The organism is Pseudescherichia vulneris NBRC 102420 (assembly GCF_000759795.1).
In the GTDB taxonomy this organism is placed as follows: domain Bacteria; phylum Pseudomonadota; class Gammaproteobacteria; order Enterobacterales; family Enterobacteriaceae; genus Pseudescherichia; species Pseudescherichia vulneris.
Genome location: NZ_BBMZ01000002.1, coordinates 54457 through 80729, shown reverse-complemented (window position 1 = coordinate 80729; position 26273 = coordinate 54457). Strand labels below are relative to the sequence as shown.

Here is a 26273-nt window from a genome sequence, read left to right as displayed (position 1 = left end):
AAAATGCCTTAGCAAATGCGCGGCAGGGGTTCAGAGTGGGGTAGATCCAGGGTGCGCTTCACGCCGTAAAGACCACTCAGCCGTACCCCTTTACGGGCCACGACCTCACCAATAATTGCCGCATCACCACCCAGCGGATGCTGGCGCAGTCGTTCAACCGCAGCTTCGGCGGCCTGACGCTCGGCGACAATCACCAGCTTGCCCTCGTTGGCAAAGTTGAGGGCGTCAAGGCCCAGCAGCTCGCATACGCCACGTACGGCGGGCTTCACCGGCAGGCTGGCCTCGTTAAGCTCAATGCCGCAGCCGCTGCTGGCGGCAAACTCATGCACCACCGCGTTAACCCCGCCGCGCGTGGCGTCACGCAGGGCCTTAATGCCGTTAATCGCGCGTAGGGACTGGATCAGCGGCGTGAGTACCGCACAGTCGCTCACCAGTTCGCCGTCCAGCCCAAGCTGCTCGCGCAGGTTGAGAATGGTCGCCCCGTGGCAGCCCAGCGTGCCGCTCACCAGCACGACGTCTCCCGGCTGCAGCGTCTGCGCGCGCCAGTTCAGGCCGGTGGGGATCGCGCCAATGCCTGCGGTGTTAATAAACAGCTTATCCGCCGCCCCGCGCTGCACCACCTTGGTGTCGCCAGTGACGATGGCGATATCTGCCGCCTTCGCCGTGGCCGCCATGCTGTTGACCACCGCCTGCAGGGTCGTCATCGGCAGCCCCTCCTCGAGGATAAAGCCGCAGGAGAGATAGCGCGGGATCGCACCGCTGACCGCAATATCGTTAGCGGTGCCGCACACCGCCAGCTTGCCGATATCGCCCCCTGGAAAGAAGAGCGGATCGATCACATAGCTGTCGGTGGAGAAGGCCAGCCGATCGCCGCCTGCCGCCAGGTCAGTCAGATCGAGACGGGCCTGATCCTCCTGCTCCGCCAGCCAGGGGTTATCAAAGGCCTGCATGAACAGGGCGTTAATCAGCTGCTGCATCGCCTGGCCTCCGCTGCCGTGGGCCATTTGCACCGTACTCATACTTCACACTCCTGGGCGCGATAGTGATACCAGGCGGCGCACGCCCCTTCAGAAGAGACCATCAGCGCGCCGAAGGCGGTTTGTGGATTGCAGGTTTGACCAAACAGCGGGCACTGGTGCGGCTTACAGCGACCTGTCAGTACCTCGCCGCAGCGGGCGCGCGGATCGTCGTAGGTCTGCTGCGGACAGAGCTGAAAATGCGTTTCGGCATCGAAGCGCCGGAACGCATCGCTGAGACGCACCCCGGAGTGGGCAATCACGCCCAGCCCGCGCCACTCGCTTTCGCCCTCAACGGTAAACACCCTGGCGATAGCCTGCTGCGCCAGCGGATTGCCGTTGTCGGGCACCACCCGCCGATATTGGTTCTCTACCCGGCTACAGGCTGCTATTTTCTGCTCAACCAGCATCATCACGCCTTGCAGTAGATCAAGTGGTTCGAATCCAGCCACCACTAATGGACGCTGAAACTCATCGGCGATGAAGCCGTAGGCCGCCGTGCCGGTCACCATGCTGACGTGGCCGGGGGCCAAAAAGGCGTCGATGCTGTTATCCGGCTGCTCCAGCAGGCTGCGCAGCGTAGGGCCGAGGGTAATATGCTGGCAAAAGAAGAAGAAGTTGGTGAGGTTGCGGGCACGAGCCTGCTCCAGGGTCACGGCGGTGGCGGGCATAGTGGTCTCAAATCCCAGCCCAAAAAAGACCACCTTGCGATCGGGATTGGCTTCGGCAAGCTTCAGTGCATCCATCGGCGAGTAGACCATGCGCACGTCGGCCCCGCGTGATTTCGCCGCCAGCAGCGAGCCATTTTTTCCCGGAACGCGAATGGCGTCGCCAAAGGTACAGAAGATCACCTCCGGACGGCTGGCAATCTCCACGCAGGCATCGATGCGCCCCATCGGCAGGACGCAGACCGGGCAGCCGGGACCGTGAATAAACTCGATGTTTTCCGGCAGCAGCTGGTCGAGGCCAAACTTAAAGATGGCGTGCGTATGTCCCCCGCACACCTCCATAATCCGTAGCGGGCGCGCCGGGGTGTAGTCGAGACGGCGGGCACGGTCGCGTAAGCGTTCAAGCAGCTGCATCACCGCTTCCGGAGCGCGATACTCATCAACGAAGCGCATCAGGCACTCTCCCCATACAAAAGCGCGCCGACGTCTGGCTCGACCTCAAACATGTTTTGCAGCGCCGCCAGGGTGTCGCGGGCCTCGGCTTCGTCGATCACGCTCATGGCGAAGCCGACGTGGACCAGCACCCACTGGCCGAGGCGGGAGCAGCCGGACTCATCCACGCTGCCCACCAAGGTTAAATCGACGTCGCGCTGGATGCCGCACACCTCAACCTTCGCCTGTAGCCCGTCGATGGCGCTGATCTGTCCGGGTACGCCTATGCACATGGCTGCGCCTCCAGCCAGGCCAGCCACTGGTCCATGCCTTCGCCGCTGGTGGCGGAGAGCTGGATAATCTCAATGTCCGGGTTCACCGCCCTGGCGCTGGCGAGGCATTTTTCCACATCAAAGTGGAGGTAGGGCAGCAGGTCGATTTTGTTAAGCAGCATCAGCGAGGCGGCGGCAAACATATGCGGATATTTGAGCGGCTTGTCTTCGCCTTCGGTGACCGACAGCACCGCCACCTTATGGCGTTCGCCAAGATCGAAACTGGCCGGGCAGACCAGGTTGCCGACGTTCTCGATAAACAAAATCCCGCCGTTGGCCAGCGGCAGGCGCGGGGCGGCGTCGGCGATCATCTGCGCGTCCAGATGGCAGCCTTTGCCGGTATTGACCTGGATGGCCGGGGTGCCGGTGGCGCGAATGCGTGCTGCGTCGTTGACGGTCTGCTGATCGCCCTCGATCACCGCACAGGGAACGTTACCTTTCAGCCGCAGCAGCGTTTCGCTCAGCAGGGTGGTTTTACCCGCGCCGGGGCTGGAGACCAGATTAAGCACCAGCTGCTGCTTCGCGGCAAAGCGGGCGCGGTTGCGGGCGGCAAGGTGGTTGTTTTTGGCTAAGACGTCGATCTCGATCTCCAGCATCCGCCGCTGGCTCATGCCCGGCGCATGGGTTCCGGCAACGCCGTGGCCGTAGTGGAGATCGCCTTCCGGCGTCCGGGCGGGGGTAAAGGATGACGTTTTCACCCCGGTAATCGCCTGGCCGCTGCGCAGGGCAGGGGCGAAGGGGGCGCTGCGAAATGGCGAGTGAGGGCGGTGCTCATCGCCCTCTATATAGAGATTGCCTTCGCCGCAGCCGCAGGTACTACACATAGTCTACTCCTGTTCAATTTCGAGTCGCTGGATCTGCAGGCCGTCGTCGGCCACGATCTGCAACATGTTGCTCTGGCACTGGGGGCAGCGACGCACCCGCTGGCTCAGCAGGGTCACATACTGCTGGCAGTTTTCGCACCAGCACTCCGCCTGCTGCTCATCGAGATGCAGCGTGCAGCCTTCCGCCAGCGTGCCCCGGCATACCAGCTCAAAGCAGAAGGTGAGGGCGCTGCTCTCCACGCAGGAGAACGCGCCTATCTTCAGCCATACGCCGGTCACCCGCCGTGCGCCATGCGCCGCCGCCTGCTGCTCAATAAGCTCCAGCGCCCGCTGGCATAGGGTTATTTCGTGCATAGGGCCTCCCGTTATTCACAGCGCCGATAATGCAATAACGGTGCCAGCCAACGAAAACGACGTTACTGACGATGTCGACGCTGACGAAATGACACTGCCATTCAGTTAATTTTAATAAAAATCAATAATTTAAAAAATGGCATGAAAAGTGCTATATCGGCTGGTCACAACTAACCGGGTAACCTGAAATGACCATTTGGGAAATTAGCGAAAAAGCTGACTTCATTGCCGAACGGCACCATCGCCTGCAAGAGGAGTGGCAGGCTTACTGCAACTCGCTGGTTCAGGGCATTACGCTCTCCAAAGCCCACCTGCATCACGGCATGTACTGCGCGCCGGAGCGGGATCTCTGCTTTGTGCTGTTCGAACACTTCCTTATTACCGTCGCCCTGGCGGACGGCTTTAACAGCCACACCATCCACTATCGGGTGGAGAGCAAAAACGGCGGCGAGCAGCTGCTGATTGCCGAGGCCCAGCTGGCGCAGGACGGCCGCATTGATGGCCGGATCAACAACCGCGACCGCGCCCAGGTGCTGGAGCACTACTTAGAGAAGATCGGTCCAGTTTACAACGGCCTGTATTCAGCTATTCAGCAGGACACGCCGGTGGATCTCCGCCAGCTCGTCAATCAATCCGCCCAGGCCTCGGTGGCCTGAATGCCTGCCGTGTCGAGGAGTGTCGAAATGACAGGCCGTCGGCACGATTTCGTCAAAAATGACCACCTGAGGAGTGTCCGGTGAATCGTTTTGTTATTGCTGACGCCACGCTCTGTATCGGCTGCCACACCTGTGAAGCCGCCTGCTCAGAGACGCACCGCCAGCACGGGCTGCAATCGATGCCCCGCCTGAGCGTGATGCGCAGCGCCAAAGAGTCTGCCCCGCAACTTTGTCACCACTGTGAGGATGCGCCCTGCGCCGGGGTCTGCCCGGTCAATGCGATCAATCGCGTGGACGGCGCGGTACAGCTCAATGAGAGCCTGTGCGTGAGCTGCAAGCTGTGCGCAATCGCCTGTCCTTTCGGCGCGATTGAGATGAGCGGCAGCCGTCCGCTGCATATTCCGGCTAACGCCAACTCACCGAAAGCGCCCCCCGCGCCGCCTGCCCCTGCTCGCGTCAGCTCCCTGCTCGACTGGGTGCCCGGCATACGCGCCGTGGCGGTGAAGTGCGATCTCTGCGATTTCGATGAGAACGGCCCGGCCTGCATCCGCACCTGCCCAACCGGCGCGCTGCGGATGGTAAATTCGCTGGATATCGCCCGGGCCAGCAAACGCAAGCGCGAGCTGACCCTCAACGGCGACTATGGCGACCTCTCGCTGCTCAACCTGCAAGGAGGCGCGAAATGAGCGCATTTATGCTGATCGACCTGGCCGTCCTGCTGTTTGTTGCGGCGGCGGTGCTGGCGTTGCTTTTTTCGTTTCACCGCGGCTTAAGCGGCCTGCTGGCCGGCGTTGGCGGAGCGGTGGCCTGCGGAATGGTGATCGCCGTGGCTGCCGGGCTGTTAACCGGCAGAACCGCAAGCGGGGAGAGCGCGGTGCTCTACCTGCCTCAGCTGATCCGCCTGACGCCGCTCAACGCCGTCTGGCTGCTGGCGATCGCCCTGCCGGGGTTTTTTATCAGCCTCTATAACGTGGCGTGGCACCGACATGCGCAGGTGAAGGTTAACGGCCTGCTGGTCAATCTGCTGATGGCGGCGGCGGTCTGCACTATCGTCGCCAGCGATCTGCTTACCCTGGTGGTGATGGCAGAGATCATGGCGCTGTGCGGCGCGTTTCTTACTGGCTGCGCGCAGTCCGGCAAGCTGTGGTTTACCCAGGGCCGCATCGGAACGCTACTGCTGGCTGCGGCCTGCTGGCTGCTGTGGCAGCGCTACGGCACGCTGGAGATTACTGGCCTCGCCGCGCGCTTCGTTGATGAGGGTCCGGGAACGGCGATCTGGCTGCTCTGGCTGGTGGGATTCGGCATGCTGGCGGGAATTATCCCCTTGCACGGCTGGGTACCGCAGGCGCATGCCGGGGCCGATGCCCCTGCCGCCGCGCTCTTCTCCGGCGTGGTGATGAAGGTCGGGCTGTTTGGTCTCTTTGTCCTGCCGCTGCTGGCCGGGCAGGCCATGCCGCTGTGGTGGGGGCTCGGCCTGCTGCTGCTCGGAGCGGTGACCGCGTTTGTCGGCGGCCTCTATGCCCTGATGGAGCACAACATCCAGCGCCTGCTGGCGTACCACACTCTGGAAAATATCGGCATTATTCTGCTGGGTCTCGGCGCTGGCCTGACCGGGGTCGCCCTCGGCCAACCGGCGCTGATTGCGCTGGGCCTGGTGGGTGGCCTCTATCACCTCATCAACCACAGTCTGTTTAAAACCCTGCTGCTGCTGGGTGCGGGCAGCGTCTGGTTCACTACCGGCCATCGCGATATTGAGAAGCTCGGCGGCATCGGAAAACGGATGCCGGTTATCTCTCTGATGATGCTGGTGGGGCTGATGGCGATGGCCGGGCTGCCGCCGCTGAACGGCTTTGCCGGTGAGTGGGTGATTTACCAGGGCTTCTTCTCCCTGAGCAGCAGCGACCTCTTTATCGCCCGCCTGCTCGGCCCGCTGCTGGCGGTAGGACTGGCGATCACCGGCGCGCTGGCGGTGATGTGTATGGCCAAGGTCTACGGCGTCACTTTCCTTGGCGCACCGCGTACGCCGGAAGCCGCCAATGCCCGTCGCGCGCCGTGGCTGATGACCGCCTCTGTTGTCGGGCTGGCTGTGTGCTGTCTCATCGGCGGCATCGCTTCGCCGTGGCTGCTGCCGCTGCTCTCCGCCGCGGTGCCGTTACCGCTCACTACCACAAGCGTCGTTTCGCAGCCGATGATTGCCCTGCTGCTGATCGCCTGCCCGCTGCTGCCGTTCATCATCATGATGCTGTTCAAAGGTCACCGCCTGCCGTCGCGCTCGCGCGGTGCGGCCTGGGCGTGCGGCTACGAGCATGAACAGTCGATGGTGATCACCGCGCACGGTTTCGCAATGCCGGTGAAAGAGGCCTTTGCGCCGGTGCTCGGCCTGCGTAAGCGGCTCAACCCGGTGGCGCTGATGCCGGTCTGGCAGCACGCTGCTCCGGCGCTGGTTCGTCGCCTGGCGCTGGTCGAGCTGGCGGTGCTGGTGGTTATTGTTATTTCACGAGGAGCCTGAACATGAGCGTTCTCTATCCGTTACTTCAGGCGCTGGTGCTCTTTGCCTTTGCGCCGCTGCTGTCCGGGATAAGCCGCGTGGCCCGTGCCCGCCTGCATAACCGCCGTGGGCCAGGGGTACTGCAAGAGTACCGGGATCTGATCAAGCTGCTGGGGCGTCAGAGCGTCGCCCCGGCGGATGCCAGCTGGGTATTCCGCCTGATGCCTTTTGTGATGATCGGCGTGATGCTGACCATCGCCACCGCGCTGCCGGTGGTGACCGTGGCCTCGCCGCTACCGGCGCTGGGGGATCTCATCACCCTGATCTACCTCTTCGCCATTGCCCGCTTCTTCTTTGCCATCGCCGGGCTCGATACCGGCAGCCCCTTTACCGGCCTCGGAGCCAGCCGTGAGGCGATGCTCGGCGTATTAGTAGAGCCGATCCTTCTTCTCGACCTGTGGGTCGTGGCGCTGGTGGCGGGCTCGACCCATATCAGCACCATGACCGCCACGCTCTGGTCCTGGCCCGTTGGGCGTAGCATTCCGCTCCTGCTGGCGCTCTGCGCCTGCGCCTTCGCCACCTTTATCGAAATGGGCAAGCTGCCGTTCGATCTCGCCGAAGCCGAGCAGGAGCTGCAGGAAGGCCCGCTGACCGAGTACAGCGGCTACGGCTTTGCCCTGCTGAAGTGGGGCATCAGCCTCAAGCAGCTGGTGGTATTGCAGCTGTTTGTTGGCCTCTTCCTGCCGTGGGGGCAGATGGTGACCTTTAGCGCGGGCGGCCTGCTGCTGGCGCTGGTGGTGGCCGTCGTCAAGCTGGTGCTGGGCGTGCTGGTAATTGCCCTGTTTGAGAACAGTATGGCGCGGCTGCGCTTCTGCGCGACCTCCCGCGTGACCTGGGCCGGGTTTGGCTTTGCATTTTTAGCCTTCGTCTCCTTGCTGGCGGCGTGATGAAAGAGAGTTTGAACATGTCTGAAGAAAAATTGGGTCAGCACTATCTCGCGGCGCTGCATCAGGCCATTCCCGGCGCGGTGCTGGATGAGGCCTGGCAGACCCGCGATCAGCTGACCATTACCGTGAAGGTGAACGCCCTGCCAGAGGTGGTGGAGTATCTCTACTACCAGCAGGGAGGCTGGCTGTCGGTGCTGTTTGGCAACGACGAGCGCCAGCTTTGCGGCCGCTATGCCGTCTACTACGTGCTGTCGATGGAGCAGGGCACTAAGTGCTGGATCACCGTGCGCGTAGAAGTTGATGCCAACACGCTGGAGTTTCCCTCGGTCACGCCGCGCGTGCCTGCCGCCGTCTGGGGCGAGCGTGAGGTGCGCGATATGTACGGCCTGATCCCGGTTGGCCTGCCGGACGAGCGTCGTCTGGTGCTGCCGGACGACTGGCCGGATGAACTCTATCCGCTGCGTAAAGACAGCATGGACTACCGTCAGCGTCCCGCGCCGACCACCGACAGCGAAACCTACGAGTTCATTAACGAACTGGGCAGCAAAAAGAACAACGTGGTGCCGATTGGCCCGCTGCACGTCACCTCCGATGAACCGGGCCACTTCCGCCTGTTTGTCGACGGCGAAAACATTATCGATGCCGACTACCGCCTCTTCTACGTCCACCGCGGCATGGAGAAGCTGGCGGAGACCCGCATGGGCTACAACGAGGTGACCTTCCTGTCGGATCGCGTCTGCGGTATCTGCGGCTTCGCCCACAGCACCGCCTATACCACCTCGGTGGAGAACGCGATGGGCATCGTGGTGCCGGAGCGCGCCCAGATGATCCGCGCCATTCTGCTGGAGGTGGAGCGCCTGCACAGCCACCTGCTGAACCTCGGCCTGGCCTGCCACTTCGTCGGCTTCGACTCCGGCTTTATGCAGTTCTTCCGCGTGCGTGAGACCTCCATGAAGATGGCGGAGATCCTCACCGGGGCACGTAAAACCTACGGCCTGAACCTGATCGGCGGCATTCGTCGCGACATGCTGAAGGATGACATGATCCAGACCCGGCAGCTTGCCCGCCAGATGCGCCGCGACGTGCAGGAGCTGGTCGATGTTTTGATGAGCACGCCGAATATTGAGCAGCGCACGGTAGGGATTGGCCGTCTCGATCCGCAGATCGCCCGCGACTTCAGCAACGTCGGCCCGATGGTGCGCGCCAGCGGCCACGCCCGGGACACCCGCGCCGATCACCCCTTTGTCGGCTACGGCCTGCTGCCGGTAGAGGTGCACAGCGAGCAGGGCTGCGACGTTATCTCCCGCCTCAAGGTGCGCATCAACGAGGTGCTCACTGCCCTGAATATGATCGAGTTCGGGCTGGATAATCTGCCCGGCGGCCCGCTGATGGTGGAGGGCTTCACCTATATCCCTAACCGCTTCGCCCTTGGCTTTGCCGAAGCGCCGCGCGGGGATGATATTCACTGGAGCATGACCGGGGATAACCAGAAGCTCTATCGCTGGCGCTGCCGGGCGGCGACCTACGCCAACTGGCCGACCCTGCGCTATATGCTGCGCGGCAACACCGTCTCCGACGCGCCGCTGATCATCGGCAGCCTCGACCCCTGCTACTCCTGCACCGACCGTATGACGGTAGTGGACGTACGCAAGAAGAAGAGCAAGGTCGTGCCTTACAAAGAGCTTGAGCGCTACGGCATTGAGCGTAAAAACTCGCCGCTGAAATAAGGAGTCGTCATGTTTACCTTTATCAAAAAAGTGATCAAGACCGGCACGCCTACCGCGTCCTATCCGCTTGCGCCTATTGAGGTGGATAAGCACTTTCGCGGCAAGCCGCAGCACGATCCCCGCCAGTGCATTGGCTGCGCGGCCTGCGTCAACGCCTGCCCCTCGAATGCCTTATCGGTAGAGACCCTGCTGGCGAGCAGCGAGCAGGCCTGGCAGTTTAACCTTGGGCGCTGCATCTTCTGCGGGCGCTGCGAGGAGGTCTGCCCCACGGCGGCGATTACCCTCTCCCAGGAGTATGAGCTGGCGGTGTGGAAGAAAGAGGATTTTTTACAGCAGTCGCGTTTTGACCTGTGCCACTGCCGCGTGTGCGAGCGGCCTTTTGCGGTGCAGAAAGAGATCGACTACGCCATTGCGCTGCTGGCGCATAACGGCGACAGCCGGGCGGAGCATCACCGCGAAGGCTTCGAAACCTGTCCGGCGTGCAAGCGGCAGAAGTGCCTGGTATCGTCCGATCGCATTGAACTTACCCGCCATATGCAGGAGGCCAGCTGATGAGCAATTTACTGGGACCGCGCGATGCCAACGGCATTCCCGTGCCGATGACGGTGGAGGAGTCCATCGCCAGCATGAAGGCCTCGCTGCTGAAAAAGATCAAGCGCTCGGCCTATGTCTACCGCGTCGACTGCGGGGGCTGCAACGGCTGCGAAATCGAAATCTTCGCTACCCTGACGCCGCTGTTTGATGCCGAACGCTTCGGCATCAAGGTTGTGCCCTCTCCGCGTCACGCCGACATTCTGCTGTTCACCGGGGCGGTGACCCGAGCGATGCGCTCCCCGGCGCTGCGGGCCTGGCAGTCGGCTCCCGATCCGAAAATCTGCATCTCCTACGGGGCGTGCGGCAACAGCGGCGGCATCTTCCACGATCTCTACTGCGTCTGGGGCGGCACCGACAAAATCGTCCCGGTGGATGTTTACATTCCCGGCTGCCCGCCGACGCCCGCCGCAACGCTTTACGGCTTTGCCATGGCGCTGGGTCTGCTGGAGCAGAAAATTCACGCTCGCCTGCCGGGAGAAGAGGACAACCAGCCGGCGGCGCTGCTGCATGAGGATATCGTCCAGCCCCTGCGGGTGCGTGTCGATCGCGAGGCGCGGCGGCTGGCGGGCTACCGCTACGGGCGCGAGATCGCTGACGACTACCTGCGCCTGCGGGCGCTGGGTGAGAACCAGGTGGCGCGCTGGCTGGCGGCAGAGGACGATCCGCGCCTGAACGAAATTGTGGCGCACCTTAACACCGTCGTCGATGAGGCGCGGATCTCATGAGTGAATCCGTGGTCTTCAGCCAGCTGAGCCGGAAGTTTATCGATGAGAACGACGCCACGCCCGCCGAGGCGCAGCAGGTGGTCTACTACAGCCTCGCCATCGGTCACCACTTGGGGGTGATCGACTGCCTGGAGGCGGCGCTGACCTGCCCGTGGGACGACTACCTGGCGTGGATCGCCACCCTGGAGGAGGGAAGCACTGCCCGACGCAAGATGGCGGGCGTGCCGAAGTATGGCGAGATTGTCATCGACCATTCACATATCGCGATGCTGGCAAGCGCCTTTGACCGGGCGCTGGCGGTTCAGACCCCGCAGCAGCAGACGTGGAGTCGCGTACTGCTCAGTCTGCTGCATGATATTCATCAGGAAAGCGCCATCTATCTGATGGTGAGGAGAGTCCGTGACTGACGTTTTACTCTGCGTAGGCAACAGCATGATGGGTGACGATGGCGCAGGCCCGCTGCTGGCGGAGATGTGCGCCGCCCGGCAGCCGGGCACGTGGCAGGTCATTGACGGCGGCAGCGCGCCGGAAAATGACGTGGTGGCGATCCGCGAGCTGCGCCCGGATCGCCTGCTGATCGTCGACGCCACCGACATGGGACTCAATCCCGGCGAGATCCGTATTGTCGATCCCGACGATATTGCCGATCTGTTTATGATGACCACCCACAATATGCCGCTGAACTATCTGGTGGATCAGCTCAAAGAGGATGTGGGGGAGGTGATCTTCCTTGGCATCCAGCCGGATATTGTCGGCTTCTACTACCCGATGACGCCGCCGGTTAAAGAGGCGGTAGAGACGGTGTATCAGCGGCTTGACGGCTGGCAGGGGCAGGGAGGGTTTGCGGCGCTGTAAAATAACCCCAGAGGTCGGGCAAACGGCACCGTGCCCCGTAGGCCGGTGCAAGCGCAGCGCCGCCCGGCGTTGCCGCATCGACATAGATACGCCCGGTGGCGCTGCGCTTACCGGGCCTACAAGTTACTCTAAATCCGCCCCGTTGCTGGCGATCACCTTCTTATACCACCAGAACGACTTCTTGCGGACGCGGTCCAGCGTGCCGTTGCCCTGGTCGTCGCGGTCAACGTAGACAAAGCCGTAGCGCTTGCTCATCTCCCCGGTTGACGCCGCCACCAGATCGATGCAGCCCCAGGAGGTGTAGCCGAGCAGGGGAATGCCGTCCGCCACCGCCTCGCCCATGGCGCGAATATGCTCCCGCAGATAGCTGATGCGGTAGTCGTCGTTAATCTCACCGTTAGCATCGAACTCATCCCGCGCCCCCAGGCCGTTTTCTACCAGGAACAGCGGCTTCTGGTAGCGGTCATACATCATGTTCATGGTGATGCGCAGGCCGAGAGGATCGATACCCCAGCCCCACTCGCTGGCCTCGATCCAGGGGTTTTTCAGGGACTTAACAACGTTAGCCGCGCTGGTGTTGCCCGCGTTCATCTCCGCCGAGGCGCAGCGGGAGGCGTAGTAGCTGAACGACACAAAATCGACGGTGTGCTTGAGGATCTCCTCGTCACCGGGCAGGATCTCAATGGCGATCCCCTTCTCGCGGAACATACGCCCCGTCCACGCCGGATAGGCCCCGCGCGCCTGAACGTCAATAAAGAACAGGTTTTCGCGATCCTTCTCCAGCGCCGCCCAGACGTCCTCTGGCTTGCAGGAGTAGGGATAGAAGTTGCCGCCTGCCAGCATACAGCCGACCTGGTTGTTCGGGTTCACCTCGTGAGCAATCTGGGTGGCCAGCGCGCTGGCGATCAGCTCGTGGTGCGCCGCCTGGTACTTGACCCACTCCGGGTTCTCACCCTCCTCGAACACCAGCCCTGCGCCCGAGTAGGGGCTGTGCAGCATGATGTTAATCTCATTGAAGGTCAGCCAGTACTTCACCAGCCCGTCGAACGCCTCGAAGCAGGTGCGGGCGTAGCGGGTGAAGAACTCTACCATCTTACGGTTACGCCAGGAGCCATACTCGCGCACCAGATGCATCGGCACATCGAAGTGGCATAGGGTCACCAGCGGCTCGATGTTGTACTTCCGGCACTCCTCAAATACTGCCTTGTAGAAAGCGATCCCGTCGGGATTGGGCGTCAGCTCGTCGCCGTTGGGGTAGAGGCGCGCCCAGGCGATGGAGGTGCGAAACACGGTGAAGCCCATCTCCGCCATCAGGGCGATATCTTCCCGGTAGCGATGATAGAAATCGATCGCCTCGTGGCTGGGGTAGAACTCATCGTCGCGCAGGGTAAAGCGCTTCTCCAGGCCCAGCTTGACCGGCAGACGGTTTGCGCCGTGCGGAATGGTATCAACGGTGGTCAGCCCCTTGCCGCCTTCGCGATACGCTCCCTCCGACTGGTTGGCGGCCAGTGCGCCGCCCCATAAAAATCCCTCTGGAAATACAGACATAGTTTACCTCTTGTTAAATCAAGCTCTGGCCGCTGCCGCGGGCTTTGCCGCCTGCAACGCACGCGCTTTGGCTGCCTCATCCTCGACGGGCAGATCCTCAAAGCCCAGCAGCAGGGTGAGCACAAACGACAGCACCACCGCCAGCGCCATTACGGCAAAGACCCAGACAATGCTCATTGGATTAGCGGGGTCGAAAAATTGGACGCTGGTAAAGAGTCCCGGTGCGGCCATCGAGTGGCTGGCAAGCCCGGCGATCCCGGCCACCGCGCCGCAGATAAAGCCGCTGATCAGGCTGGCGATCAGAGGACGCTTCAGGCGCACCGCCACCCCGTACAGCGCAGGCTCGGAGATACCCGCCAGAATGGCCGAGGCCGCCGCCGCCAGCGCCGTCTGGCGCAGCTCCGGGTTTTTGGTTTTCCACGCCACCGCCAGCGACGAGCCGCCCAGCGACAGGTTCGCGCCAATTTCGGACGGCATCACCATGCCCTCTTTGCCGGTCTCGGCGATGGTCTGGATGATGGTCGGGGTAAAGACGCGGTGCATGCCGGTCATCACCAGCAGCGGCCAGAGCGCGCCCATGATCGCCACCGACAGCCAGCCTAAGTAGCTGTGAATGGTGTAGACCAGCGCGGAGATGGCGCTGCCGATCCAGATCCCGATCGGCCCGATCAGCAGAATGGCGAGCGGGGCGGCGATCAGTACGATCAGCATCGGCTTAAGGAAGTTTTTTGTCACCGCCGGGGTGATGCGATCCACCCAGCGTTCGATGTAAGAGAGGCACCAGGTCATCACCAGCGCCGGGATCACCGTGTAGGTGTACTTCACTGCCGTTACCGGAACCAGGGCGAACTCCACCTGCTGGCCCTGAGCCGCCTTCGCCATCAGTTCGATAAAGCTCGGATGCACCAGCACCCCGGCGATGGCAATCGCCAGCGACATGTTGGTTTTAAACTTCACCGCCGCCGAGGCCGCTACCATCAGCGGCAGGAAGAAGAAGGCCCCGTCGCCGATGACGGTGAGGATCGTCAGGGTAGAGGAGCCTTTCTCCAGCACGCCGGTCATCTCAAGGATCATCGCCAGCAGCTTGACCATCGAGCCACCGATGATCGCCGGGATCAGCGGTGACATGGTGCCGATTAGGGCGTCGAGAATGCCTGCGCCAATGCGCCGGAGGGTCAGCTTCTGCGGCCCGCTGTCGACCACCGGCTGCATATCGGCCGGCAGCAGGCGCACCACTTCGGCATAGGCCTGCGACACCGTATTGCCGATGATCACCTGGCACTGGCTGTCGCTGCGCACCACGCCCATCACGCCGGGAGTGCTTTTCAGCGTGGCGCTGTCGATTTGCGTCTCATCTTTCACCACAAAACGCAGGCGCGTCATGCAGTGGGTGACGGCGGCGATATTGTCCGCCCCGCCCAGCGCGGTGACTACGGTCGTCGCCAGCGCAGCATAGTTTTTGGCCATCGGATTTTTATCCTGTTTTAGTATGGGGTTACGGCTGCACCGCGAGCAGTGAGACGTGATGTAGGAAACCGGTTCCACAAAAGCATGCTGAGTTTCATTTTTATATTCAATGATGGATGTTTAGATCCGTGAGGACGATCACCATGATCGCTGCTGGGCAAAGCGCTGCAAATCCGTGCCGGGTGCAGTAAACTGCGGATAGACAAATGAAAGGAAAGCAAATATGACCACGATGCTGGAGGTAGCGAAGCGGGCAGGGGTATCGAAGGCGACGGTGTCCCGCGTGCTGTCAGGCAACGGCTACGTTGGCCAGGAGACCAGGGAGCGCGTATTTAAAGCTATTGAGGAGAGCGGCTACCGGCCAAACCTGCTGGCGCGTAACCTGGCGGCGAAAACCACCCAAACCCTCGGGCTGGTGGTGACCAATACGCTCTATCACGGGGTCTATTTTAGCGAGTTGCTGTTTCATGCGGCGCGGATGACGGAGGATCGTGGTCGCCAGCTGATCCTTGCCGACGGCAAACACAGCGCTGACGAAGAGCGGCAGGCGATCCAGTATCTGCTCGATCTACGCTGCGATGCGATTGTGATCTACCCGCGCTTTCTCAGCGTCGACGAGATCGACACGATCATCGACGGCCATACCCAGCCCATTATGGTGCTCAACCGGCGGCTGCGAAAAAACAGCAGCCACTGCGTCTACTGCGACCAGAAAAGCACCAGCCTGGCGGCGGTAGAGACGCTGCTGGCCCAGGGGCATCGGGACATCGCTTTTATCACCGGCTCCCTCGACTCGCCTACCGGCAACGAGCGTCTCTCCGGCTATAGAGAGGCGCTGGAACGGCACGGCGTGGCGGTGCGTAACGAACTGATCGTCGAGGGGAAGTGGACGCCTGCCAGCGGCTCGGCGGGCGTCGCCACGCTGCTGGAACGCGGGGTGCGCTTCAGCGCGCTGGTGGCCAGCAATGACGATATGGCGATAGGGGCCATTAGCCAGCTGCACGGCAGCGGCATTGCTGTTCCGGAGCAGGTCTCGGTGATTGGCTTCGATGACATTGCCATCGCCCCCTATACCGTCCCGCCGCTGGCCAGCGTCAAAATTCCGGTGACGGAGATGATCAAAGAGACCATCAACCGCCTTATCTTTATGCTCGATGGCGGGGAGTTCACTACCCAGCCGGCCTTTATCGGCGAGCTGATCCTGCGCGGCTCCGTTAGCCATGGCCCGCATATCTGATGTCGACAGCTGTCATCGTCACAAGTGTCGATGACAGTTTCTCCTTATTTTAAAAGTCATATAAATCAATTAAATAAACTCTGGCACGATTCGTGAATACTCCGGCACACTACCGTTAATGCTGGAGAATTTGATGAACCGTTTCATCATGGCTGATGCCAGTAAATGTATTGGCTGCCGTACCTGTGAAGTTGCCTGCGTGGTCTCCCATCAGGCGCAACAGGATTGTGCCTCTTTAACCCCCGACACCTTCCTGCCGCGTATTCACGTTATTAAAGGCGTGAACATCTCTACCGCGACCCTTTGCCGTCAGTGCGAGGACGCCCCGTGCGCCAACGTCTGCCCCAACGGCGCCATCAGCCGGGACAAAGGCTTTGTTAACGTGATGCAGGAGCGCTGCATCGGGTGCAAAACCTGCGTAGTTGCCTGCCCCTATGGTGCGATGGAGGTCGTTGTGCGTCCGGTGGTTCGCAACAGCGGCGCGGGCCTGAACGTGCGGGCGGAGAAAGCCGAGGCCAACAAGTGCGACCTCTGCCATACCCGCGAGGCAGGCCCCGCCTGCATGGAAGTCTGCCCCACCGAGGCGCTGGTCTGTGTTGACAGAGCGCGTCTGGAGCAGCTCAGCGCTGAGAGACGCCGCCGTGCGGCACTCGATACCGCTGCTTCACTCCTCTTTTAACTGAACAGCATTTCAACTTTTAACAGGTCTGTTACTGATGAAAAAAATTACGAGCGTTTGTCCATACTGCGGCGCAGGCTGCAAACTGAAGCTGGTGGTCGATAACAACAAAATTATTCGTGCCGAAGCGGCGGAAGGCGTCACCAACCAGAATCAGCTCTGCCTGAAGGGCTATTACGGCTGGGATTTCCTTAACGATACGAAACTCCTGACGCCGCGCCTGACCCAGCCGATGATCCGCTACCAGAAAGGCGGCAAGCTAACGCCCGTAAGCTGGGATGAAGCCATTCGCTACACGGCAAAACGGCTGGGGGAGATCAAAGCCCAGTATGGCGGCCGGGCGATCATGACCACCGGCTCCTCGCGCGGGACCGGCAACGAAACCAACTACGTGATGCAGAAGTTTGCCCGTGGCGTGCTGCACACTAACAACGTCGACTGCTGCGCCAGGGTCTGCCACGGCCCGTCGGTAGCGGGTTTGCAGGAGGCGCTGGGTAACGGAGCGATGAGCAACTCCATCGGCGATATTGAACACTCCCGCTGCCTGCTGGTGTTCGGCTACAACTGCGCCGACTCGCACCCCATCGTTGCCCGCCGGGTGATCAAAGCTAAACAGAACGGGGCGAAAATCATCGTCTGCGATCCGCGACGGATCGAGACCGCGCGCATTGCCGATCAGCATCTGCAAATCAACAACGGCTGCAATATGGCGCTGGTCAACGCCTTTGGCTACGTGCTGCTGGAGGAGGAGCTGTACGACAGAGAGTATGTAGCCAGCTTTACCAGCGGCCTCGACGCCTACCGCGAGGTGGTCAAAGACTATGCGCCCGAAGCGGTTGAGCACCTGACCGGGGTCAGCGCCCAGCAGATCCGCCAGGCGATGCGTACCTACGCCGCAGCACCGTCGGCCACCATCATGTGGGGCATGGGCGTTACCCAGTTCGGCCAGGCGGTGGACGTGGTGAAAGGTCTGGCAAGCCTGGCGCTGCTCACCGGCAACCTTGGCCGGGAGCACGTCGGCGTCGGGCCGGTGCGCGGACAGAATAACGTCCAGGGGGCGTGCGATATGGGGGTGATCCCCAACCAGTTCCCTGGCTACCAGGACGTGGTGGATCCGGCGGTGCGGGAGAAATTCGCCAGGGCCTGGGGAATTAACGCTGCGGATATGGACGACCAGGTCGGGGTACGCATTACCGAAGTGCCGCATCTGGCGCTGGAGGGCAAGGTCAAAGCCTACTACATCATGGGTGAGGATCCGCTCCAGACCGAAGCCGACCTGGGCCTGGTGCGCAAGGGCTTTGAGGCGCTCGACTTCGTGGTAGTGCAGGATATCTTTATGACCAAAACCGCCGAGCAGGCGGATGTCCTGCTGCCCGCGACCTCATGGGGCGAACACGGCGGCGTCTTTACCTGTGCCGATCGCGGCTTCCAGCGGTTCGAGAAGGCGGTGGACGCGCAGTACAACGTCAAGCGCGACTGGGAGATCATCAGCCTGATCGCCACCGAGATGGGCTACCCGATGCACTACGACAGCAACCAGCAGATCTGGGACGAGCTGCGCGAGCTGTGCCCGCTCTTCTACGGCGTCACCTACGAGAAGATGGGCGATATGGGACACGTACAGTGGCCCTGTCCGACGCTGGATCATCCGGGAACGCCCTATCTTTACCAGGGTAACAAGTTCGATACCCCGGACGGCAAAGGGCACCTGTTTGCGGCGCAATGGCGTGCCCCAGCCGAAGTGCCGGACGCCGACTTCCCGCTAGTGCTTTGCACGGTGCGCGAGGTGGGGCACTACTCCTGCCGCTCGATGACCGGCAACTGCGCGGCGCTGCAAACTCTCGCCGACGAGCCAGGCTTTGTGCAGATCAGCCCGGACGATGCCCAGGCGCTCGGTATTCATGACCGGCAGCTGGTGTGGGTGGAGTCCCGGCGCGGGAAGGTAATCAGCCGTGCCGACGTGAACGAGCGCATTAATCGCGGCAGCGTCTACATGACCTACCAGTGGTGGATTGGGGCCTGCAACGAGCTGACCCAGGACAACCTTGATCCGATCTCCAAAACGCCGGAGACCAAGTACTGCGCAGTGAAGGTCAGCACCATTGCAGATCAGCCCTGGGCGGAAAACTATACCCAGACCACCTATCAGGCGATGAAAACCCGCCTGCGCGACGCGGCGGTATAGGGCATGAGTGATAGCGGCGTCCTTATCCGCGTGCGGGGCAAAGTTCAGGGGGTGGGCTTCCGCCCCTTTGTCTGGCAGCTGGCGCAGCGGCGCCAGCGTACCGGCGACGTCTGCAATGACGGGCAGGGCGTGGTGGTGCGGCTCTGGGGAGAGGAGGCCGGGTTTATGGCGCAGATGCGGCAGGCCTGCCCGCCGCTGGCGCGCATCGACCAGATCGAGGCTGTGCCGTTTCACTGGCCGCAGCGTCCTGTGGCGTTCACCATTCTGCCCAGCGCGGGGGGCGGCATGGATACCCAGATCGTGCCGGATGCGGCAACCTGTCCGGCCTGCCTGGCAGAGATGAACGATCCCACTGATCGCCGCTATCGCTACCCCTTCGTCAACTGCACCCACTGTGGGCCGCGGGTGACCATTATCCGCGCTATGCCCTATGACCGCCCGCAGACCGCCATGGCGGCATTTCCGCTCTGTCCGGCCTGCGAGGCGGAGTATCGCAACCCGGCGGATCGCCGCTTTCACGCCCAGCCGGTGGCCTGTCCTGAGTGCGGCCCGCAGCTAGCGTGGCACGCGGCGGGTGAGACGCTGGCGGAAGAGGCAGCGTTGACAGCGGCGCTGGCCGTGCTGGATGCAGGCGGCATCGTGGCGGTGAAGGGCCTCGGCGGCTTTCATCTCGCCTGCGACGCGCTTAACCCGCAGGCGGTGGCGCGTCTGCGTCTGCGCAAGCGGCGTCCAGCCAAGCCGCTGGCGGTGATGATCGCCAATGCGCAGAACCTGCCTGAGGCGGCCCGCGCGGCGCTGGAGACCCCGGCCGCGCCGGTGGTGCTGGTGGATAAAACCCTCCTGCCCGAGTTGGACGCGGCTATCGCGCCGGGACTCAACGAGGTGGGCGTGATGCTGCCCGCCAATCCTCTCCAGCACCTGCTGATGCAGAGCCTTAAGCGTCCGCTGGTAATGACCTCCGGCAACCTCAGCGGTAAACCGCCCGCGTTAACTAACCACGAGGCGCAGCGGGATCTCGCCGCCATCGCCGACGGTTTCCTGCTGCATAACCGCGATATCGTCCAGCGGATGGACGACTCGGTTATGCGGGCCGACGGAGAGGTGCTCCGGCGCTCGCGTGGTTTTGTGCCGGACGCGCTGCCGCTGCCGCCGGGCTTTACCGATGTGCCGCCGCTGCTCTGCATGGGTGCGGACATGAAAAATACCTTCTGCCTGGTGCGCGGCGGGCAGGCGGTGATGAGCCAACACTTCGGCGATCTCGGTGACGAGGGCGTCGAGGCGCAGTGGCGACAGGCGCTGGATCTGATGCAGTCCATCTATAACTTCTCTCCTCGCCAGATTGTCTGCGATGCCCATCCGGGCTACCGATCCAGCCAGTGGGCGGCCGAGAGCGGACTGCCGGTGATGCCGGTGCTGCATCACCATGCTCATGCGGCGGCCTGCCTGGCCGAGCACGGCTGGCCGTTGTCGGGCGGGGACGTTATCGCCCTGACGCTGGACGGGATCGGCATGGGCGCCGATGGCGCGCTGTGGGGAGGGGAGTGTCTGCGGGTGAACTACCGCGAGTGCGAACATCTGGGCGGTCTGCCCGCCGTGGCGCTCCCAGGTGGCGATCTGGCCGCGCAGCAGCCCTGGCGGAACCTACTGGCTCACTGCCTGGCGTTTGTCCCGGAGTGGCAGCGCTACCCTAAAACCCAGCCGGTGCAGGCGCAGAACTGGCCGCCGCTGGCGCGGGCAATCGAGCGGGGGATTAATACGCCGCTGGCCTCCTCCTGCGGGCGTCTGTTTGACGCCGTGGCCTGTGCGCTGGGGTGCGCCCCGACGACCCTGAGCTACGAGGGGGAGGCGGCCTGTCGGCTGGAGGCGCTGGCCGAACGCTGCGCAGGCGTGGCGCATCCGCTCATCCTGCCGCTGCACGAGGGCAGGCTCGATCTGGCGCGCTTCTGGCAACTGCTGCTGGGCTGGCAGGCGGAACCGCACGAGCGGGCATGGGCTTTTCATGACGCTCTCGCCCACGGACTGGCCGATCTGATGCGCCAGCACGCCGACGCGCGTGAGATCCGCACGCTCTGCTTTAGCGGCGGGGTGATCCATAACCGGCTCCTGCGCGCGCGCCTCGCGTTTTACCTTTCTGATTTTACGCTGCTGTTTCCCCGCAGACTGCCTGCGGGGGACGGCGCACTTGCCTTTGGGCAGGCGGTGATTGCCGCTGCCAGACGCTTATAACTAAGGAATTGATGATGTTGATGCGAATTTTACGCAGCGAGCCGCGTGCGGCGCTGCTGATGCTGGGGCTAACGATGGCTAACCTGCTGGCCTGGGGCTGGGCGTGGCACGCCTTTGCCAGTAGTCCGGCGCTAATGGCCGCTAGCCTGCTGGCGTGGGGCTACGGGCTGCGCCACGCGGTCGATGCGGATCACATCGCCGCTATCGATAACGTGACGCGTAAAATGATGCAGCAGGGCAAACGCCCGTTTGGCGTCGGGGCCTGGTTCTCGCTGGGCCACTCCAGCATCGTCGTGCTGGCCTCTGTGGCCATTGCCGCCACGGCGGCGGCGTTCCAGCACCGCATGGCGTGGTTTCACGAAACCGGCGGCATGATTGGTACGGCGGTGTCGGCCATCTTTCTGCTGGCAATGGCGCTGGTGAACCTGGTGATTTTGCGCGGCGTATGGCGCTGCTTCCAGGCCCTGAAACAGGGTAAGCCGGTGGATGCCGAAAGCGCCACGCCGGGTGGGGTGATGCACTGGCTGTTTAGCGCCGCCTTTCGCCTGGTCGGCAGGAGCTGGCACATGTATCTGGTGGGCTTTCTCTTTGGTCTGGGGTTCGATACCGCAACGGAGATTGGCGTGCTGGGGATCTCTGCTGCCAGCGCCTCTAACGGCATCTCTATCTGGTCGATTATGGTCTTCCCGGCGCTGTTTGCCAGCGGCATGGCGCTGGTAGATTCGCTGGATAATTTGCTGATGGTCAACGCCTACGGCTGGGCCTTTGCTAAACCCCAGCGCAAGCTCTACTACAACATGACTATCACCGGTACGTCAGTGGTGGTGGCGCTGTTTATCGGCGGGCTGGAAGCGCTGGGGCTGCTGGTGGATAAGTTCGCCCTGAGCGGCGGCGTATGGGATGCTATCGCCACGCTGAACGATAACCTCGGCGATACCGGTTTTATCGTGGTGGCGATTTTTATCCTTTGCTGGCTAGCCTCGATTGTTAACTACCGGATACGGGGCTATGACTCGCTGGCGGGAGCTGCTTCAGCAGAGTAAACGCCTCTTTCATGCGATCCTCGCTAATCGCAAAGGCGCAGAGCTGACCGCCTTCATCAAACCCCTGAGCGACCATCCCCGCAGCGCTGGTTTCCATCTGCCAGCGCAGATCGCGTCGTCCGGAGTCGCCCGCCAGCTGTAAGGGCAGCTCAGGGGTTTTGATCTTTACCAGCATCGCGGGCAGCTTAAGTGGAACGCTGGCACCGAGCAGGTTTTTCGCCAGGTACATGGCGCTAAGCTGAATCGGCTGGAGGAACGGCAGGACGTTGTCGTTGATCTCCGCACAGTCGCCAAGCGCATAGATATCCGGCTGCGTGGTTTGCAGGTAGCTGTCGACCTTCACTCCGCGATGCGTTTCTGCTCCGGCGCGCTGCGCCAGGGCGGTTTCCGCCCGCAGGCCGGTGGCAGCCACCACCGCATCTACTTCAACGCTGCGGCTGCGATCCAGCTGAACGCGGATACCGTCAGCGGTTTCCTCCAGCCGCTGCAGCTGCGATTTCAACAGCAGCTGCACGCCCATATTGGTCAGGCGATGCTGTAAGCGACTGCTTACTTCTGGTGGCATCAGCGTCGGCAGAATGCTGGCTGCCCGGTCGATGAGGGTAACCTCTTTTCCGGCGCGGCAAAAATCCATCGCCAGCTCGGTGCCAATTAGACCACTGCCGATAATCATCACCCGCTGCGCGTCGCGAAGCGCGGTTTCACAGGCGCGATACTCCCGCTGGCTGTTGAGGGTAAGCATCAGCTCACGTCCCTCAACCGGCGGCACAAAGGCGGATGCGCCCGTCGCCAGCACCAGCTTATCGTACTGCCAGGATCGATCGCCCGCTTTCACCACGTGCGCGGCGGCGTCAATATCGGTCACCCAGGTGTAGGGAAACAGCCGCAGGTTAAACTGTTCGGCAAACTCCCCCGCCGTCTGGCGGGTGAGGTCGTCTGCACGCTGGCTCTGGCTGATCACGTGGCTTAAGTCCGGTTTGTTGTATTCATCGATACTGTCGGCTGCAATCAGCGTCACCGGCACGTTCGCATCAAGCTTACGGATATTCTTCACCAGCTGGCGGGCGGCAAAGCCCGAGCCAATAATCACGATGCCGTGGTTCATTTTACCTCCGTAGCCAGTTCATCAAAGACGTCTTTACCCAGGGAACATTCCGGGCAGAGGAAGTTGTCCGGCACATCGCACCATGGCGTCCCAGGGGCGACCTCCTGCATCGGCTCACCTTTAGCGGGATCGTAGATCCACTGGCAAACGCTGCACTGCATGCTCGGCCCCAGATCGGCGGCAGTTGCACAGGGGCTGGCCTCTGGCGCTGTTGCGGCCGCAGGTGCAGCGACAGGTAACGGAGTAAGTGCCCACTGACGTGCGATATCACGGCCATGCTGGCGGCAAATTTCAAGGGCATCAATATCCGGACGCCATTTCGCCTTCAGGCTCAGGGACATCTCAAAACCGGCATCCTGAAGACGGGTAGAGAGGCGGTCTACCGCGCCGCCGCTCCAGCCGTGGGAGCCAAAGGCGCTGGCGCGTTTATTACGGAAGCGCAGGCCGGTCATCTCTTCTACCAGACCGGCAATTTTTGGCATCATCACGTTGTTCATGGTGGAGGTGCCCACCAGCACGCCTTTGGAGCGGAAGACGTTAGTTAATACCTCGTTCTTATCGCTGCGCGCCACGTTGAAGATTTTGACCGCTACGTTGGGATCTACTTCGTTGATCCCCTGGGCAATGGCGTCTGCCATCATGCGGGTATTATTGGACATGGTGTCGTAGAAGATAGTGATGCGATCTTCCTGATAGTCTGCCGCCCATTTCAGATACAGCTCAACGATTTGGGTCGGGTTTTCACGCCAGACCACGCCGTGAGAGGTCGCAATCATATCCACCGGCAGGTTGAAGCCGAGGATCTCGGTGATTTTTGGCGTCACCAGACGGCTGAACGGGGTCAGGATGTTGGCGTAGTAGCGCTGGCACTGCTCAAACAGCTCGCCCTGATCCACTTCATCATTGAACAGGCGTTCATCGCAGTAGTGCTGGCCGAAGGCGTCATTGCTGAACAGCACCGCGTCGCCGGTCATGTAGGTCATCATGCTGTCCGGCCAGTGCAGCATCGGCGTTTCGACAAAGATCAGCTGCTTGCCGTTGCCGATATCTAACGTATCACCGGTCTTCACGGTGTGGAAGTTCCACTCCGGATGGTGATGGTGACCGTTGATGGAGTCGATGGCGTTGGTGGTGCAGTAGATCGGCGTATTCGGGATGTGGGACATCAGCTCGGTCAGCGCACCCGCGTGGTCCTCTTCGGCATGGTTAATGATGATATAGTCGATGGCGTTAAGGTCGATCTCGCTGCGCAGGTTCTGTACGAACTCGCGGCTGAATTTATGATCGACGGTATCGATCAGCACGTTTTTGCCTTCGCGAATGAGATAGCTGTTATAGCTGCTGCCGCGCAGCGTTTTATATTCGGTGCCATGGAAATCGCGTACTTCCCAGTCACGTTGACCAACCCAATGAATGTTATTTTTAACCAGAATAGACATAGCAACCTCAATTTCAATTCAGCATGTTTGACTCAGATGCTTTGCTTATATCAAGTTGCGTGCCAACTTTTTAAGCTATTGAAATTAAACGTTTTTTAATTAATATCACTCAAGATGGGTAGTCATTTTGACTATCATTATTGTTGTCAATATGACACTATGAATTGTCAAAATGACAGCGAGGTAACGATGAGTTTTTCAGTTGAGGTATTAGCGGGGATCGCCATTGAGTTACAAAGTGGCATCGGCCATCAGGATCGCTTTCAGCGGCTGATTGCCACCCTGCGTCAGGTCTTAGGCTGCGACGCCTCGGCGCTGCTGCGCTACAGCGCGCGGGAGTTTATTCCCTTAGCCATCGACGGCCTCGCGCCGGACGTGCTGGGGCGACGCTTTACCCTGGAGGGACATCCCCGGTTGGAAGCTATCGCCAGGGCAGGGGACGTGGTGCGTTTCCCGGCCGATAGCGATCTGCCCGATCCCTATGACGGGCTCATTCCGGGCCAGGAGGCGCTGAAAGTGCACGCCTGCATCGGCCTGCCGCTATTTGCTGGGCAGCACCTGATTGGCGCCCTTACGCTCGACGGCATGTCGCCGGATCGCTTCGATAACTTCAGCGATGAGGAGCTGCGGCTGATTGCCGCTCTGGCGGCAGGGGCGCTCAATAACGCCCTGCTGATTGAGCAGCTGGAGAGCCAGAATATGCTCCCGGGCGCGCCCGCGATCTTCGAGCCGGTGACCGCTACCCGGATGATCGGCCTGTCGCCGGGCATGACGCAGCTGAAAAAGGAGATCGACATTGTTGCCGCCTCGGATTTGAACGTGCTGATTAGCGGCGAGACGGGCACCGGCAAAGAGCTGGTGGCGAAAGCCATTCATGAAGGCTCTCCGCGTGCAGACCAGCCGCTGGTCTATCTTAACTGCGCGGCGCTACCGGAGAGCGTGGCGGAGAGCGAGCTGTTTGGTCACGTCAAAGGGGCGTTTACCGGGGCAATCAGCAACCGCAGCGGCAAGTTTGAGATGGCCGATAACGGCACGCTGTTCCTTGATGAAATTGGCGAGCTGTCGCTGGCGCTGCAGGCTAAGCTACTGCGCGTATTGCAGTACGGGGACATTCAGCGCGTCGGGGACGATCGTAGCCTGCGGGTTGACGTCCGGGTGCTGGCGGCCACCAACCGCGATCTGCGGGAGGAGGTGCTGGCCGGACGCTTTCGCGCCGATCTGTTCCATCGCCTGAGCGTCTTTCCGCTGGCGGTGCCGCCGCTGCGCGAGCGTGGTGAGGATGTCGTACTGCTGGCAGGCTACTTCTGCGAGCAGTGTCGGCAGCGCTTTGGCCTCGCGCAGGTGCTATTAAGCAGCGGAGCGCGTTCGCAGCTGCTACAGTATGGCTGGCCGGGCAACGTGCGCGAGCTGGAGCACGCCATCCATCGTGCCGTGGTGCTGGCGCGTGCCGCACGGGCAGGGGATGAGGTCACGCTGGAGGCGCAGCACTTTGCCTTTGCCGACGCGCCTCTGCCGCAGATAGCGGACGCCGCGCCCTCCGTGCCGGGCAGGAACCTGCGCGAGGCGACGGAGGATTTTCAGCGCCAGACTATCCGCCAGACGCTGGCGCAGCATAACCAGAGCTGGGCCGCCTGTGCCAGGGCGCTGGAGATGGACGTCGCCAACCTGCACCGGCTGGCGAAGCGGCTGGGCTTGAAAGCGTCGTAGGCACGGTAAGCGGAGCGCC

At 61.8% G+C, this 26273-nt stretch carries 24 protein-coding genes; 15 read left to right on the top strand and 9 right to left on the bottom strand.

Annotation, left to right across the window (positions count from 1 at the left end):
- Positions 1–8 precede the first annotated feature (8 nt).
- The 5 genes from hypE to hypA are packed head-to-tail and all read right to left on the bottom strand — an operon-like array spanning position 9 to position 3626.
- A complete protein-coding gene (gene hypE, locus EV102420_RS00545) occupies positions 9–1019 on the bottom strand; it encodes a hydrogenase expression/formation protein HypE (RefSeq protein ID WP_042387697.1) in 1011 nt (336 codons plus the stop codon).
- Positions 1016–2137: a hydrogenase formation protein HypD gene (gene hypD / locus EV102420_RS00540; protein WP_042387696.1), complete on the bottom strand. Its 1122-nt coding sequence runs from the start codon at positions 2135–2137 to the stop codon at positions 1016–1018. The genes hypE and hypD overlap by 4 nt, the downstream gene beginning before the upstream one ends.
- Complete coding sequence (locus EV102420_RS00535) at positions 2137–2409, bottom strand: HypC/HybG/HupF family hydrogenase formation chaperone (RefSeq protein ID WP_042387695.1); 273 nt, start codon at positions 2407–2409, stop codon at positions 2137–2139. The genes hypD and EV102420_RS00535 overlap by 1 nt, the downstream gene beginning before the upstream one ends.
- Positions 2400–3272 carry a hydrogenase nickel incorporation protein HypB gene (hypB, locus tag EV102420_RS00530; RefSeq protein ID WP_042387694.1) on the bottom strand — a complete coding sequence of 291 codons (873 nt, stop codon included), beginning with the start codon at positions 3270–3272 and terminating at the stop codon, positions 2400–2402. Before hypB ends, EV102420_RS00535 begins: the two co-directional genes overlap by 10 nt.
- Positions 3273–3275: 3 nt before the next feature.
- A complete protein-coding gene (hypA, locus tag EV102420_RS00525) occupies positions 3276–3626 on the bottom strand; it encodes a hydrogenase maturation nickel metallochaperone HypA (protein ID WP_042387693.1) in 351 nt (116 codons plus the stop codon).
- Positions 3627–3814: 188 nt separating this feature from the next.
- On the opposite strand from hypA, the gene hycA reads away from it, so the two are divergent.
- The 9 genes from hycA to hycI all read left to right on the top strand — a co-directional run bounded on the left by hycA (position 3815) and on the right by hycI (position 11618).
- Positions 3815–4282: a formate hydrogenlyase regulator HycA gene (hycA, locus tag EV102420_RS00520; RefSeq protein ID WP_042387690.1), complete on the top strand. Its 468-nt coding sequence runs from the start codon at positions 3815–3817 to the stop codon at positions 4280–4282.
- Between the two features lie 80 nt (positions 4283–4362).
- Complete coding sequence (locus tag EV102420_RS00515) at positions 4363–4968, top strand: 4Fe-4S dicluster domain-containing protein (protein ID WP_042387688.1); 606 nt, start codon at positions 4363–4365, stop codon at positions 4966–4968.
- A complete protein-coding gene (hycC, locus tag EV102420_RS00510) occupies positions 4965–6791 on the top strand; it encodes a formate hydrogenlyase subunit 3 (protein ID WP_042387685.1) in 1827 nt (608 codons plus the stop codon). The genes EV102420_RS00515 and hycC overlap by 4 nt, the downstream gene beginning before the upstream one ends.
- A 2-nt stretch (positions 6792–6793) precedes the next feature.
- Positions 6794–7717: a respiratory chain complex I subunit 1 family protein gene (locus EV102420_RS00505; protein WP_042387682.1), complete on the top strand. Its 924-nt coding sequence runs from the start codon at positions 6794–6796 to the stop codon at positions 7715–7717.
- Between the two features lie 17 nt (positions 7718–7734).
- Positions 7735–9444, top strand: coding sequence for a formate hydrogenlyase subunit HycE (gene hycE / locus EV102420_RS00500; protein ID WP_042388574.1), 1710 nt, complete (start codon positions 7735–7737; stop codon positions 9442–9444).
- Between the two features lie 9 nt (positions 9445–9453).
- A complete protein-coding gene (locus tag EV102420_RS00495; protein WP_042387680.1) occupies positions 9454–9996 on the top strand; it encodes a formate hydrogenlyase complex iron-sulfur subunit in 543 nt (180 codons plus the stop codon).
- Positions 9996–10763, top strand: a complete 768-nt coding sequence (locus EV102420_RS00490) for an NADH-quinone oxidoreductase subunit B family protein (protein WP_042387679.1) — start codon at positions 9996–9998, stop codon at positions 10761–10763. The genes EV102420_RS00495 and EV102420_RS00490 overlap by 1 nt, the downstream gene beginning before the upstream one ends.
- The gene (locus EV102420_RS00485) at positions 10760–11170 is read left to right on the top strand and encodes a formate hydrogenlyase maturation HycH family protein (protein ID WP_042387677.1); all 411 of its coding nucleotides are present in this window, start codon (positions 10760–10762) and stop codon (positions 11168–11170) included. The genes EV102420_RS00490 and EV102420_RS00485 overlap by 4 nt, the downstream gene beginning before the upstream one ends.
- Positions 11163–11618, top strand: coding sequence for a hydrogenase maturation peptidase HycI (gene hycI / locus EV102420_RS00480; RefSeq protein ID WP_042387675.1), 456 nt, complete (start codon positions 11163–11165; stop codon positions 11616–11618). The genes EV102420_RS00485 and hycI overlap by 8 nt, the downstream gene beginning before the upstream one ends.
- Positions 11619–11741: 123 nt before the next feature.
- Here the strand turns inward: hycI and EV102420_RS00475 are convergent, their stop codons facing one another.
- The gene (locus EV102420_RS00475) at positions 11742–13166 is read right to left on the bottom strand and encodes a 6-phospho-beta-glucosidase (protein ID WP_042387673.1); all 1425 of its coding nucleotides are present in this window, start codon (positions 13164–13166) and stop codon (positions 11742–11744) included.
- An 18-nt stretch (positions 13167–13184) separates the two neighbouring features.
- Positions 13185–14633 carry a PTS cellobiose/arbutin/salicin transporter subunit IIBC gene (ascF, locus tag EV102420_RS00470; RefSeq protein WP_042387671.1) on the bottom strand — a complete coding sequence of 483 codons (1449 nt, stop codon included), beginning with the start codon at positions 14631–14633 and terminating at the stop codon, positions 13185–13187.
- Between the two features lie 223 nt (positions 14634–14856).
- Here ascF and EV102420_RS00465 point away from each other — a divergent pair, with 223 nt between their 5' ends.
- The 5 genes from EV102420_RS00465 (at position 14857) to EV102420_RS00445 (ending at position 22003) form a co-directional block, all read left to right on the top strand.
- Entirely contained in the window at positions 14857–15870 is a 1014-nt protein-coding gene (locus tag EV102420_RS00465; RefSeq protein WP_042387669.1) for a LacI family DNA-binding transcriptional regulator, read from the top strand.
- A 133-nt stretch (positions 15871–16003) separates the two neighbouring features.
- A complete protein-coding gene (hydN, locus tag EV102420_RS00460; RefSeq protein WP_042387666.1) occupies positions 16004–16549 on the top strand; it encodes an electron transport protein HydN in 546 nt (181 codons plus the stop codon).
- A gap of 37 nt (positions 16550–16586) precedes the next feature.
- On the top strand, positions 16587–18734 hold the full coding sequence (fdhF, locus tag EV102420_RS00455) for a formate dehydrogenase subunit alpha (protein ID WP_042387664.1): 2148 nt from the start codon (positions 16587–16589) through the stop codon (positions 18732–18734).
- 3 nt (positions 18735–18737) lie between these two features.
- Positions 18738–20960, top strand: a complete 2223-nt coding sequence (gene hypF / locus EV102420_RS00450) for a carbamoyltransferase HypF (protein ID WP_042387662.1) — start codon at positions 18738–18740, stop codon at positions 20958–20960.
- Positions 20961–20974: 14 nt separating this feature from the next.
- Positions 20975–22003 (top strand): HoxN/HupN/NixA family nickel/cobalt transporter, encoded by a 1029-nt coding sequence (locus tag EV102420_RS00445; RefSeq protein WP_042387659.1) that lies wholly within the window; start codon positions 20975–20977, stop codon positions 22001–22003.
- Here the strand turns inward: EV102420_RS00445 and norW are convergent.
- On the bottom strand, positions 21948–23108 hold the full coding sequence (gene norW, locus EV102420_RS00440; RefSeq protein ID WP_042387658.1) for an NADH:flavorubredoxin reductase NorW: 1161 nt from the start codon (positions 23106–23108) through the stop codon (positions 21948–21950). The genes EV102420_RS00445 and norW overlap by 56 nt on opposite strands.
- Positions 23105–24547 carry an anaerobic nitric oxide reductase flavorubredoxin gene (gene norV, locus EV102420_RS00435; protein WP_042387655.1) on the bottom strand — a complete coding sequence of 481 codons (1443 nt, stop codon included), beginning with the start codon at positions 24545–24547 and terminating at the stop codon, positions 23105–23107. Before norV ends, norW begins: the two co-directional genes overlap by 4 nt.
- Before the next feature lie 189 nt (positions 24548–24736).
- Between norV and norR the strand changes: the two genes are divergently transcribed.
- Positions 24737–26254: a nitric oxide reductase transcriptional regulator NorR gene (gene norR, locus EV102420_RS00430; protein WP_042387652.1), complete on the top strand. Its 1518-nt coding sequence runs from the start codon at positions 24737–24739 to the stop codon at positions 26252–26254.
- The last annotated feature ends 19 nt before the right edge of the window (positions 26255–26273 follow it).